The organism is Bradyrhizobium iriomotense (assembly GCF_018129405.1).
GTDB classification, from domain to species: Bacteria; Pseudomonadota; Alphaproteobacteria; order Rhizobiales; family Xanthobacteraceae; genus Bradyrhizobium; species Bradyrhizobium iriomotense_B.
Genome location: NZ_JAFCLP010000002.1, coordinates 68,910 through 81,345 on the forward strand (window position 1 = coordinate 68,910; position 12,436 = coordinate 81,345).

Here is a 12,436-nt window from a genome sequence, read left to right on the forward strand (position 1 = left end):
TGGGGTGATCAACGTGGGGGCGATGCGGCGCGCGCCTTGCCGAGATAGGCGCGCTGGATCTCGGGATCGTTCTTCATCGCAGCGGCCGGTCCGCTGCCAGCGTTGCGGCCGGACTCGATCAGGTAGACGCGATCGGCGATGTCGAGGCTGGCGCGCGCATTCTGCTCGACCAGCAGCACACCGACGCCACTGGTGCGGATCTGCGCCAGCGCGCGAAACACCTCGCGGCTGAGGAGAGGGGACAGGCCGAGCGAGGGCTCATCGAGCAGGAGCAGCAGCGGGTTCGACATCAGCGCCCGGCCGATCGCCACCATCTGCTGCTCGCCGCCGCTCATGGTGCGGACCGCCTGGGTCATGCGCTCGGCAAGGCGCGGGAACAGTTTTAGGATCCTTGCGAGCCGATCCGCTTCGCCGGCGCGGGCGCGCGCGGGATAGGCGCCGAGCTGCAAATTCTCGGCAACCGTCAGTTCGCCGAATACGCCGCGTCCCTCAGGCACCAGGGCGATGCCGCGCTCCACGATCAGATGTGCCGGCAGATCGCCGATGTTCTGTCCCTCGAACCTGATCGTCGCGCCCGGCGCCGGCCTGACCAGCCCGGCGATGCTCTTGAGCAAGGTGGACTTGCCGGCGCCGTTGGCGCCGAGGATCGCGACGATCTCGCCCTGATTGATGCCGAGCGCAATTTCGGCCAGGGCCTGGTGCTTGCCGTAGAAGTGGGAGAGGGCGGCGACCTCAAGCATCGTCGCCTCCGAGATAGGCGGCGACGACCTTTGGATCGGCCAGGACATCGTCCGGCGTGCCACGCGCGATCACGCTGCCGGCGTTCATGACGATGCAATGGCCGCACAGCGCGCGGATCGCATCCATGACATGCTCGACCATGATGATGGTGAGGCCGCGCTCGCGCAGTTTCGCGATCAGGGCAATGCCGGTCTCGAGCTCGCTCGGATTGAGGCCCGCCAGCCATTCGTCGAGCAGCACGAGGCGCGGCTGCAGCGCCAGCGCGCGGGCAAGCTCGAGCCGCTTCTGGTCGATATAGGTCAATTCGCTCGCAGGGGCTTCGTGCAGAGCGCCGAGCCCGACCAGATCCAGCAGTTCGTGTCCCGTTGCGTCCGAACCGCTTGACGTCGAGAACAGCCGCGCCGCTGCAACGTTCTCGGCCACGGTCAGGTCCGGCATCACCCGCACCAGCTGGAACGTACGCGCAAGGCCGAGCCGCGCAATCTGGTACGCGCGCAGGCCGTTGAGGACGGTGCCACTGAAGCGGATCGTGCCTGACGAGGGGCGCAGGGCCCCGGACAGCGTATTCAGCAGCGTCGTCTTGCCGGAGCCGTTCGGGCCGATGATGCCGACGATCTCACCCGGTGCGACCGTGAAGCTGACGTCCTCGACCGCGCGCAGCCCGCTGAACGATTTGCTGACGCCGTCGACCGCGAGCAGCGTTGCATCCGCTTTACGGGCGGAAGCTGTGGCGGAGCCACCGGCCGGAACGCGCCAGCGGCCCGCCCCGAACAGGCCGATCACGCCGTTCGGCAGCACCATGACGATGAGGACGAAGATGATGCCGAGCACGATGCTGAAATGGTTGGGCAGCGTCGCGGTCAACACCTCGAACAGCAGCACCAGCGGAACGACGCCGAGCACGGGCCCGAACAGCGAGCCGGCACCGCCGAGGAGGGCCATGATCACGACCTGGAACGAGATGGTCGGATTGAAGGCGATCGCGGGATCGATATAGGTCCAGCGCGGCGCCATCACGGCGCCGGTCATCGCCATGAATGTCGCGCTCAGAATGAAGACGCCGAGCTTGATGCGCGTCGCATCGATGCCGGAATGGCTGGCCGCGGTCTCGTCGGCACCGATGGCGCGCAAGGCCAGCCCGTAGCGCGAGCGCCCGAGCTGCCAGCCGACCAGGAAGACGATGGCGGTCAAACCCAGCAGCTGCCAGTAGAGAATGTCCTGCGTCACCGCGCTGAAGAGATAGCGGCCGACCGATTTGTGGATGTTGACCTCGTACCAGATCACCAGCTGCCGGATCAGCTCGGCAAGCCCGAAGGAGAAGATCACGAAATAGATGCCTGACAGCCGCAGGGTCGAGAGTCCGGTGATGGCGGCGGTGAGGGCGCCGACGCCGGCCGCGGCCAGCAGCACGACCGGCCAGGGCATGGTCTCACCTAACACCGCGGCCGTGTAGGCGCCGAGGCCGAAGAAGGCGACGGTCGCAAGCGAGATGTAACGGGTGGGGCCTGAGAACATCGCCCACGCGGTCGCAAGGATCGTGAAATAGAGGACGCTGATGCCGAGCGCGAGATAATAGCCGTTGGCATAAAGCGGATAGGTGACGACGGCCGCAGCCAGCACCAGGGCGGCACACCACAGCAATGCACGCATCGGCCCGGTCATGACGCGGCTCTCCCGAACAGGCCGGTCGGCCTGATCAGCAGCACGCCGAGAAACAGCGCGTAGGTCGCAGCCAGCGTCAGCCCGGGATCGACCAGCCGCGCCACCGCGGTCTCGACCACGCCGAGCAGCAGCCCCGCAACCAGCGCGCCCAAGACGTTACCGACGCCGCCCATGATCACGACGACCAGCGCCTTCATGGTGAAGACCACGCCCATCGCGGCATTGAAGGTGAGGAACATGCTGACCAGCACGCCGCCAACAGCCACGAGGCCGCCGCCGAAGGCAAACGCAAATCCTGACAGCGCGGCCACGTCGATCCCGACCAGGCGCGCGGCGTTGGCATCGACCGCGATGGCGCGCACGGCGGTGCCGATCCGCGTGCGGGTGAGGGCGAGATAGACGGCGCCGCCGACCACGGCCGCAAACAGCAGCGCGACCAGGCGGTTGACCGCAAGCGTCGAGCCCATGATCGTCAGCGGAATGGAGAGATAGCTATAGCTGTAATACTGGCCGCCGAAGGCGACCAGCATGGCGCCCTGGATCACGAACAGCACGCCGAAGGTCACGAGGATGCTGTCGATCTCCTGCGCGCCCCGGTCCTTGCCCCGCCGCATCAGCCGCTCCAGCAGGAAGCGGTAGAGCAGCCAGTTCAGCACCATCGCGACCGGGACTGCCAGCAGCAGTGCGGCCAGCGGGCTCAGTCCGAGTCCGCTGTAGAGAGAGAACGCGCCGAAGGCGGCCGCGACCAGCGACTCCCCGTAGGACAGGTTCATGACCCGCGCCACGCCGTATTGCAGCGTCAGCCCGAGCGCGATCAGCGCGTACATGCCGCCGAGCACGAGGCCCGGCAGGATGATGTCGACAAGCAGCATGAAACGGAGCCCTTCGAGCGGACGGCAGGCCTCGCAGCGCAAGGCCTGCCAACGTCCTTACTGCCACTGTGCCTTGGGCACGACCGGCGCACGTGCACTCGGCAGCGAGGCCGGCGCAAGCGCGTAGAACTCGCCGTTCTGCCACTGGCCGACGCTCCACACTTCCTGGAGCAGCCCGTCCTTCAGCTTGACCTTGCCGATGATGGTGTCGAACGTGCCCGAGCGGATTTCGGCGGCAACCGCGGCGCGATCGAGCTTGCCGACCTTTTCGATCGCCTGCTGCAGCACCTGGAGGCTCGCATAGGTGATCGAGCTCGCCCAGCGGTCGGGCTCCTTGCCGGTCGCGGCCTTGTGGCGCGCGAGATAGTCCTTCAGCTGCGGCGAGTCCGCGTTCCAGCCGCCGATCCCCATCACGCCCTCGCTGTTGGCCGCGAACTTGCCCTTGTAGAGCGGGAAGGCGGTGCCGACGCCGACATAGAAGACCTTTGGATTGAACTTCAGGAGCTGCGCCTGCTCGGTCAGCGCGATCGTATCCGGCGGATAGCTGAAGGCGACGAACGCATCCGGGTTAGACGCGATCGCGTCCTTCAGCAGCGGCTGAAGATCCTGCGCGCCCATGGGGTAGGTTTTGTCATAGGTGAGCGTAAAGCCGTGTTTCTTGAAAGCCTCGCGGCCTGCAGCGGAGAGCTCGATGCCGAACTGATCGGCGACGCTGACCATCGCGACGTTCGCACCGATCTTGCCTTCGCTCTTCAGCTTGCCGAGCAGGTCCGCCAGTCCCTCGGAGATCTGCGCCGACGTCCCAAGCCAGAACGTCGCGTTCGACCAGCGCTTGGCGAGCTCCGGCGCCTTGTCGGTCACCGAGGTCACCGCGAGGTGAGGGTAGCCGAGACGGTTCAGTGTCGGTCCGACCGCAAGGTTGAGGCCCGTGCTCCAGGGCGGAAGAATGAAATCGACCTTGTCCTGGTTGGCGAGACGCTCGATCGCCTTGACGGCTTCCTCCGAGCTGCTGCGGTCGTCGTATTCGACCACCTCGATCGGCAGCTTCTTGTCGCCGAGCTTGATGCCGCCGGCGGCATTCACGTCCTTCACCCACAGCTCGTAATTGGGCAGGGTGGTGATGCCGGCGCCGCCGGCATAGGGACCCGTCTTGGAGATGGCATAGCCGATCCGGATCTTCTCCTGCGCATCGGCCGTGGACGCAAAGGACCCCAGCGCCGTGGCGACAGCCACCAAGCTAGTGACGCGCAGCAACGTTCGACGGTTCGCCGAAAACATGTCGATCCTCCCTCGGGTTTCACTCAAGCGGTTGTTCGCTACGTGTGAGTGGGTCGTTCCTCTTGGTCCCGGTTTCTTTTCGGCGCGGCTTATGAAGCCGGCCGCGACCAGGACTTGACCTAGCAAGCACCGAGGGGTTTGTTCGCACAATGGACAAATCCGGCGAAAGATTGGACGCTTCTGGTCGCGATGGCCAAGTGCGTCGAGGCGTCGCGGGCGCCGGTCCAGCGGCTGCAAGCGGCGCTGCGCCTGTCGGCGCCGAGCTGATCGCCTCGCACTACGTTGCGCGGCGCTGGATGCTGACGTCGAAAACCGCCCGGCCATTCATCCATCTGCTGTGCCTGCACGGCGCCTCCACCGCCGAGGTCGGCCAGCCCGGCAAGACGATGACGTTTACGGGCCCAGCCATGGTCTGGCTGCCGGCGGGATCAGCCGATTGGCTCGAGGTGTCGGCGGGAGCGACCGCCGAGTTGCTCCAACTGCGCGCGGGCGTGTGGCATCGCTATCTGCCGCCGTCGGCCGAACCCGCCTATCTTACGCTCGAAGCCGCCGGCAGCATCATGGCGCGACCGGTCGAACCCGACCTCGTGACCACGATGTCACGCTCGATTGCGGCGATCGCCGCCGAGATCGCATCGCCTGCCCGCAGCGGTGCGGCATCGATCATATCGGCCGAGCTGACGCTGTGTGTGCTGCGCTTCTGGCGCCTGTTCGCCGACGATAGCGACCGGGACGAGGAGGGGAGCAGTACCGAGATCTTGAGCCGCTTCCGCAGGCTGCTCGAGGAGCGCTATCACCAGCACCTGCGCGTGAGCGATTACGCCAACCTCCTCGGCATGACGCCGGACCGTCTGCACGCGCTGTGCAGCCGCGAGCTGAAGCGTTCGCCGAGCGAGCTGATCCAGCAGCGCATCGTCAAGGAGGCCGCGGCACGGCTCGAGGCCGGCACCGTGGCCGTCAAGCAGATCGCCTTTGCGCTGGGCTTCAAGGACACCGCCTATTTCAACCGCTTCTTCCGCAAGCATACCGGCGAGGCTCCGGGCGTGTGGCGCCGTCGCGTCGCGGCGCGCGTGCGAGCCGGACGATCGAGGCCGACGCTCGACTTTGCCGACTGGCCGTGAGCGCCGCCAAGCCAGAATCGATCCTGGGAGCACGGACATTCCCGCCGGAAATCGCGCCGTTGCAACGAGCCAACGACCGCCAAGTCTACGCCGGGGGAGCGCTGGAGCGCAGCTCCTGGGCGGCCGGAAACCGTCTTGCCCGATCGGCCGCAGCCATATCCGTAATTCGCATAAGGTATATTATGGAATATATTTATATACAATTGAATCAGATGTTTAGGCGAAATTCCTGCCACCGCACCTTCGCTCCAGCGCTGTTTCCGGCCCGGCGCTCGACGATCGTCCCAGCTCTCGACGGCTACTGTGCATGGGGTTGTTTTCGCTTTTTTTTGGTCAGGCCCCATGTGGCGAAAGCCGATATTGCCGTGACGTTGTCCGGCTGCAATAAGCGAGCTTCGCGAGATCGCAGATGACCTTCTGACGTGACGTCCGTATAGGTTTGCATCTCAGAACAAAAACAATCCTTCCGAGGAAGCAGACCCATGAACTTTTCCCGACGCACGCTTCTCAAGGCCTCCGCCGCGACCGCGGTCCTGGGTGGCATTGGCGCGCCCCATGTGGCCCGCGCCCAGAGCGCCGAGTTCACCTACAAATACGCCAACAACCTGCCGGACACCCATCCGCTGAACGTACGCGCCAAGGAGATGGCGGCGGCGATCAAGGCCGAGACAGGCGGCAAGTTCGACCTCCAGATCTTCCCGAACAACCAGCTCGGCTCCGACACCGACATGCTGAGCCAGATCCGCTCGGGCGGCGTCGAGTTCTTCACGCTGTCGGGCCTGATCCTGTCGACCCTGGTGCCGGCGGCCTCCATCAACGGCATCGGCTTCGCATTCCCGGACTACGACACGGTCTGGAAGGCCATGGACGGCGATCTCGGCGCCCATGTCCGTGGCGAGATCAAGAAGGCCGGCCTCGAGGTCATGGACAAGATCTGGGACAACGGCTTCCGCCAGACCACGTCCTCGACCAGGCCGATCACCGGTCCTGATGATCTCAAGGGCTTCAAGATCCGCGTCCCGGTGTCGCCGCTGTGGACCTCGATGTTCAAGGCGTTCGACGCCGCGCCCGCCTCGATCAATTTCAGCGAGGTCTATTCGGCGCTCCAGACCAAGATCGTCGAGGGCCAGGAGAACCCGCTGGCGATCATCTCGACCGCCAAGCTCTACGAGGTGCAGAAGTACTGCTCGCTGACCAACCACATGTGGGACGGCTTCTGGTTCCTCGCCAACCGCCGCGCCTGGGGCGCGTTGCCGGAGGACGTGCGCACCATCGTCGCCAAGAACATCAACGCCGCCGCGGTCAAGGAACGTGAGGATACCGCCAAGCTCAACGCCAATCTGCAGCAGGAGCTCGCGGCCAAGGGCCTGACCTTCAACCAGCCCGCTGTCGCGCCGTTCCGCGACAAGCTGCGCTCCGCCGGCTTCTATGCCGAGTGGAAAGGCAAGTATGGCGACCAGGCCTGGGACCTCTTGGAAAAGGCCGTCGGCAAGCTGTCGTAACGCGTTGGGGCCGTCATGGCTCATATCGAGGTCGAGGTGACCGAAGTGGCGGGCGAGGCGGCTGTTCAGTCCCCTCGCCGACCTTCGCTGCTCGCCTCGACGGAGCGCCTCCTCGGGCTCCTGGTCGAAATCCCGGCGGCCATTCTGGTGGTCGCCGAGATCGTGATCCTGTTCGCCGGCGTGGTCGCGCGCTACGGCCTGCACCGGCCGCTGATCTGGTCGGACGAACTCGCCTCGATCCTGTTCCTGTGGCTGGCCATGCTGGGTGCAGCGGTCGCATTCCGCCGCTCCGAGCACATGCGCATGACCGCAATCGTCGCAAGCGCCAGCCCCGCGATGCGGGCCTATCTCGACCTGGTCGCGACCTCTGCGGCGCTGGCGTTCCTGGCGCTGATCGTGTGGCCGTCCTGGGACTACGCCTACGAGGAAAGCTTCATCACCACGCCGGCGCTGCAGATCTCGAACATGTGGCGCGCCGCGGCGCTGCCGGCCGGCATCTGCCTGATGGCAGCGTTCGCGCTGCTGCGGCTGCTGCGGGCCGCCGATTACCGGATGGTGCTTGCAGCCGTGATCTCGGTTGCCGTCGTCGTCGGCCTGTTCTGGCTGACGCAGCCTTACTTGCGGCCGCTCGGCAATCTCAACCTCGTCATCTTCTTCGTCGGCGTCGCCGGCTTCTGCGTCTTTGCCGGCGTTCCCATTGCGTTCGGCTTTGGGCTGGCGATCTTCGGCTATCTGGCGCTGACCACGCGCACGCCCGTGATGGTGCTGGTCGGGCGGATGGACGAGGGCATGAGCCACCTCATCCTGCTTTCGGTGCCGCTGTTCGTGTTCTTAGGGTTGCTGATCGAGATGACCGGAATGGCGCGGGCCATGGTCGCCTTCCTGGCGAGCCTGCTCGGCCATGTCCGCGGCGGCCTGCACTATGTGCTGGTCGGCGCCATGTACCTGGTCTCGGGCATATCAGGCGCCAAGGCCGCAGACATGGCCGCGGTCGCGCCCGTCCTGTTCCCGGAGATGAAGCAGCGCGGCGCCAAGCCCGGCGATCTCGTCGCGCTTCTGGCGGCAACCGGCGCCCAGACCGAGACCATTCCGCCGAGCCTCGTGCTGATCACGATCGGCTCGGTCACGGGCGTCTCGATCGCCGCGCTGTTCACCGGCGGCCTGTTGCCCGGCGTGGTGCTCGCCATCACGCTCTGCATGCTGGTGTGGTGGCGCTACCGCCACGAGGACATGAGCCATGTCCGCCGCGCCGGCGCCGGCGAGATCGGCAAGACCTTCATCATCGCCCTTCCCGCGCTCGCGTTGCCTTTCGTGATCCGCTACGCCGTGGTCGAGGGCATCGCCACCGCGACCGAAGTCTCCACCATCGGCATCGTCTATGGCGCCCTGGTCGGCCTCCTCGTCTACCGCCGCTTCGACTGGCGGCGGCTGTTTCCGATGCTGGTCGAGACCGCGGCGCTGTCGGGCGCGATCCTGCTGATCATCGGCACGGCCACCGGCATGGCCTGGGGCCTGACGCAATCCGGCTTCTCGCGTTCGCTGGCTGCGGCCATGACCGGATTGCCGGGCGGGCCTGCGACCTTCATCGCCGTGTCCATCCTGGCCTTCACGATCCTCGGCAGCGTGCTGGAGGGCATCCCGGCGATCGTGCTGTTCGGGCCGCTCTTGTTTCCGATCGCCCGCGCCGTCGGCGTGCACGAGGTGCACTATGCGATGGTGATCATTCTGGCCATGGGTATCGGGCTATTCGCCCCGCCCTTCGGCGTCGGCTATTATGCCGCCTGCGCCATCGGACGCGTCGATCCGGCCGAAGGCATCAGGCCGATCTGGGGCTATCTGCTGGCGCTGCTCGTGGGATTGATCATCGTTGCGATCTTCCCCTGGATCTCGATCGGATTTCTTTGACGCGGTTTAAGGAGGATGTCGATGAGTAAGCGACAGAACCCGTACAATATCGGCCTCGACAAGACGCAAGCCAACTACGTGCCGCTGAGCCCGCTGAGCTTCCTCGCGCGCAGCGCGGCGGTCTATCCCGATCACGTCAGCACTGTCTATGAAGGCCGCAGCTTCACCTGGGCGCAGACCTACGAACGCTGCAAGCGCTTTGCCTCGTATCTCGCTAGCAAGGGTATTGGCGTGGGCGACACCGTGGCGGCGATGCTGCCGAATATCCCCGCGATGAACGAAGCGCACTTCGCGGTGCCGATGACCGGCGCCGTGCTCAACGCACTCAACATCCGCCTCGATGCGCCCTCGATCGCGTTCCAGCTCGATCATGGCGGCGCCAAGATCATCCTGGTCGATCCCGAGTTTTCCGGCGTGATCACCGATGCACTGGCGCAGATGAGCGGCCCGAAGCCCTTCGTGATCGACGTCGACGACGCCGCCTTCAAGGGCGGCAAACGTATTGGCGAGATCGAATACGAGGCCGCCGTCGCGCAGGGCGATCCTGACTTCGCGACGATCACGCCGAGCGACGAATGGAACGCGATCGCGCTGAGCTACACATCTGGCACGACGGGCAATCCCAAGGGCGTCGTCACCCATCATCGCGGCGCGTATCTGAACGCGGTCAGCAACATCCTCGCCGGCAATCTCGGCCAGCATCCGGTCTATCTCTGGACGCTGCCGATGTTCCACTGCAACGGCTGGTGCTTCCCCTGGACCATCGCGGCTGCCGCCGGCATCAATGTCTGCCTGCGCAAGGTCGAGCCGACAAAGATCTTCGAGCTGATCAGGCAGCACGGCGTCACCCACATGTGCGGCGCGCCGATCGTCTACAACACGCTGATCAATGCGCCCGATGCGCCGAAGGGCAATACGGCCCGCCGCGTCGTCGGCCTGATCGCAGGTGCCGCGCCGCCGGTGGCGGTGCTGGAAGGCGCCGAAAGCATCGGCATCAAGCTGACGCATGTCTACGGCCTCACCGAGGTCTACGGCCCCGCCTCCGTTTGCGCCGAGCAGCCCGGCTGGGACGAGTTGCCCGCGCCCGAGCGCGCGCGCATGAAACGGCGGCAGGGCGTGCCCTACCCGCTCGAGGAAGGCGTCACCGTCATCAATCCGCAGACCATGCAGGAGGTGCCGCGCGATGGCGAGACCATCGGCGAGGTCATGTTCCGCGGCAATATCGTGATGAAGGGCTATCTGAAGAACGAGAAGGCGACGACGGAAGCCTTCGCCGGCGGCTGGTTTCACACCGGCGATCTCGGCGTGCTCGACGAGCACGGCTATGTCATCATCAAGGACCGTTCGAAGGACATCATCATTTCCGGCGGCGAGAACATTTCGTCGGTCGAGGTCGAGGACATCCTCTACAGGCACCCCGCCGTATTGTTCGCCGCCGTCGTCGCCAAGCCCGATCCGAAATGGGGCGAAGTGCCCTGCGCCTTCGTCGAGCTGAAGGACGGCGCCAGCGCGAGCGAAGCCGAGATCATCGCCTTCTGTCGTTCGCACATGAGCGGCTTCAAGACGCCGAAGGCGGTCGTGTTCGGACCGATCCCCAAGACCTCCACGGGCAAGATCCAGAAATTCCTGCTGCGCAACGAAGTGGGTTCGGCTAAGGCGATCTCGGCCTGAGCCCGGACACATTTGGAAACACTGACTGTATCTCGACGGCGATTGCCGCATCGTCTTGAAACCGTTGGCGCGGGTTTGACGACATCGAGACACACCAGGAAAAGATTGGAAAACGTTAGAGACGCATTTACGATTCAGCTCCGTCGGATTCGCTGCTTCCACCTGATTCGCCGCGCGGGCTGCGCGGCCGGCGTCCGGCGCGGTTGGGGCGCTTCATGCGGTTTGTGTCTTGAGCGCAGACGTGCGTGCGCGTCTGGCGCTGCTGCTATTGACGGCCGGATTGCTGCTGCCGCGCGCGGCGGACGCGCAGGTCATGCGCGAATTCGGCGCGTTCGGGGGCGCCGAGAATTTCGCTCCCCCTGGTCCGAGCGCGCCCGGCAACGGTTTCAATAATTCCGGCGGCACGAATGGCTCCATGTTCGGCGGCCCGCAGGCGTCCGGTTTTGGCGGCGCGCCGTTCGGCAACGGCAATGGCGGCGGCATGCCGCCGAACTACGGCTGGAACAGCGAGCCGCCGGGACTTGCCGGCGCGGCACGGTTCGGCATGCGGCATGTCTTTGGCGGAGGCTCTGATGGCGCCCCGCATGGCGAGACGGCACAAGCCACCTTCCTGGCGATGAGGCAGTTCACGCTCGCCCTGCTCGATCCCGCCATCGATGGCCGCGGCATCGGCCCGGCCGAATTGGACGCAGAGCTGGCAGCCTACGCCGATATCGCAAACGACCGGACGCATGGCGGCATCGGACGCGACGCCTATGCGGCGATCTACGGCAGGCCGGCGCTCGCGGCCCCGCATTGGAGCGTCTGGGCGGCTGGTTTCGGCGGCTCGCAGGTATCGACCGGCGGCACCGGATCGGCCAGCCGCAGTTTTGGGACCGTGGCCGGAGCCGATTATTCGCTCTCGCCGCAGACACGGATGGGCTTTGCGCTGGCCGGAGGTCGCACCGGCTTCGCCGACAATTTTTCGAGTGGCCGCTCCGATCTGTTCCAGGCCGGCGCCTTCGTCCGGCACAGCGTCGGATCGGCCTATGTTGCCACCGGTCTCGCCTACGGCTGGCAAGCAATCACCAGCGATCATCCGGTGACGCCGGCCGGCTCCGGGCAGTTCGCCGCGGCGATCAACGCCAACGCTTATTCCGGCCGCGTCGAAGGCGGCTATCGTCTTGCCACACCCTGGCTCGGCATCACGCCTTATGCGGCGGCGCAGGTCACCACCTTCCGCCTGCCGTCCTCCGCGAGCGGGGCGCAGCCGCCCGAGGCGGCCAACGCATTTTCGGCCGTGCCCGGCAGCGACAGCTTCACCGACAGCCGCACCGAGCTCGGCCTGCGCACGAGCACGCAGCTTGCGTTGCCGGGAAGCGTGGTGAACCTGCGCGGGCGGCTCGCCTGGGCGCATGATTTCAGCGCAGGGCAGTCGATCCCTGCGGCGTTCCTGTCCCTGCCCGGCCAGAGCTTGACCGCGAGCGGCGCGGCCTTGGCGCCGAACGCAGCGCTCACGGGAATTGCGCTCGAGCTGCGCGCCATCAACGGCTGGTCCGCCTCGGCGAGCTTCGACAGCGAAGTGTCGAGCCTGATCCGTGCCTACACCGGCAAGGCCGCACTGCGCTACGCCTGGTGACAAGGCGCTTTGACCGGTGACGGCGCGCGGGGCGCCTTCACCCGCTAGCACCAACACTTCTCCTCG

Annotated in this window: 9 protein-coding genes; 5 read left to right on the forward strand and 4 right to left on the reverse strand. The window is 65.8% G+C overall.

What is annotated here, in order from left to right; genetic code table 11:
• Positions 1-8: 8 nt before the first annotated feature.
• The 4 genes from JQ592_RS05020 to JQ592_RS05035 are packed head-to-tail and all read right to left on the reverse strand — an operon-like array spanning position 9 to position 4,553.
• Positions 9-740 carry an ABC transporter ATP-binding protein gene (locus JQ592_RS05020; RefSeq protein WP_211401821.1) on the reverse strand — a complete coding sequence of 244 codons (732 nt, stop codon included), beginning with the start codon at positions 738-740 and terminating at the stop codon, positions 9-11.
• The gene (locus JQ592_RS05025) at positions 733-2,403 is read right to left on the reverse strand and encodes a branched-chain amino acid ABC transporter ATP-binding protein/permease (protein ID WP_246820175.1); all 1,671 of its coding nucleotides are present in this window, start codon (positions 2,401-2,403) and stop codon (positions 733-735) included. The genes JQ592_RS05020 and JQ592_RS05025 overlap by 8 nt, the downstream gene beginning before the upstream one ends.
• On the reverse strand, positions 2,400-3,275 hold the full coding sequence (locus JQ592_RS05030) for a branched-chain amino acid ABC transporter permease (protein ID WP_211401822.1): 876 nt from the start codon (positions 3,273-3,275) through the stop codon (positions 2,400-2,402). Before JQ592_RS05030 ends, JQ592_RS05025 begins: the two co-directional genes overlap by 4 nt.
• Before the next feature lie 57 nt (positions 3,276-3,332).
• Positions 3,333-4,553, reverse strand: a complete 1,221-nt coding sequence (locus JQ592_RS05035) for an amino acid ABC transporter substrate-binding protein (protein ID WP_211401823.1) — start codon at positions 4,551-4,553, stop codon at positions 3,333-3,335.
• A 197-nt stretch (positions 4,554-4,750) separates the two neighbouring features.
• Here JQ592_RS05035 and JQ592_RS05040 point away from each other — a divergent pair, with 197 nt between their 5' ends.
• The 5 genes from JQ592_RS05040 to JQ592_RS05060 all read left to right on the forward strand — a co-directional run bounded on the left by JQ592_RS05040 (position 4,751) and on the right by JQ592_RS05060 (position 12,370).
• Complete coding sequence (locus tag JQ592_RS05040; RefSeq protein WP_211401824.1) at positions 4,751-5,674, forward strand: helix-turn-helix domain-containing protein; 924 nt, start codon at positions 4,751-4,753, stop codon at positions 5,672-5,674.
• A 482-nt stretch (positions 5,675-6,156) separates the two neighbouring features.
• A complete protein-coding gene (locus JQ592_RS05045) occupies positions 6,157-7,176 on the forward strand; it encodes a TRAP transporter substrate-binding protein (protein ID WP_211401825.1) in 1,020 nt (339 codons plus the stop codon).
• A 15-nt stretch (positions 7,177-7,191) separates the two neighbouring features.
• Complete coding sequence (locus tag JQ592_RS05050; RefSeq protein WP_211401826.1) at positions 7,192-9,081, forward strand: TRAP transporter large permease; 1,890 nt, start codon at positions 7,192-7,194, stop codon at positions 9,079-9,081.
• A gap of 21 nt (positions 9,082-9,102) precedes the next feature.
• Positions 9,103-10,752 carry an acyl-CoA synthetase gene (locus JQ592_RS05055; RefSeq protein ID WP_211401827.1) on the forward strand — a complete coding sequence of 550 codons (1,650 nt, stop codon included), beginning with the start codon at positions 9,103-9,105 and terminating at the stop codon, positions 10,750-10,752.
• 241 nt (positions 10,753-10,993) lie between these two features.
• Positions 10,994-12,370: an autotransporter outer membrane beta-barrel domain-containing protein gene (locus JQ592_RS05060; RefSeq protein WP_211401828.1), complete on the forward strand. Its 1,377-nt coding sequence runs from the start codon at positions 10,994-10,996 to the stop codon at positions 12,368-12,370.
• The last annotated feature ends 66 nt before the right edge of the window (positions 12,371-12,436 follow it).

What these genes read in the sequence shown, in the direction of transcription:
- JQ592_RS05020 (WP_211401821.1), bottom strand. Translation starts at nt 740, where the DNA reads ATGCTTGAGGTCGCCGCCCTCTCCCACTTCTACGGCAAGCACCAGGCC.
- JQ592_RS05025 (WP_246820175.1), bottom strand. Translation starts at nt 2,403, where the DNA reads ATGACCGGGCCGATGCGTGCATTGCTGTGGTGTGCCGCCCTGGTGCTG.
- JQ592_RS05030 (WP_211401822.1), bottom strand. Translation starts at nt 3,275, where the DNA reads ATGCTGCTTGTCGACATCATCCTGCCGGGCCTCGTGCTCGGCGGCATG.
- JQ592_RS05035 (WP_211401823.1), bottom strand. Translation starts at nt 4,553, where the DNA reads ATGTTTTCGGCGAACCGTCGAACGTTGCTGCGCGTCACTAGCTTGGTG.
- JQ592_RS05045 (WP_211401825.1), top strand. Translation starts at nt 6,157, where the DNA reads ATGAACTTTTCCCGACGCACGCTTCTCAAGGCCTCCGCCGCGACCGCG.
- JQ592_RS05050 (WP_211401826.1), top strand. Translation starts at nt 7,192, where the DNA reads ATGGCTCATATCGAGGTCGAGGTGACCGAAGTGGCGGGCGAGGCGGCT.
- JQ592_RS05055 (WP_211401827.1), top strand. Translation starts at nt 9,103, where the DNA reads ATGAGTAAGCGACAGAACCCGTACAATATCGGCCTCGACAAGACGCAA.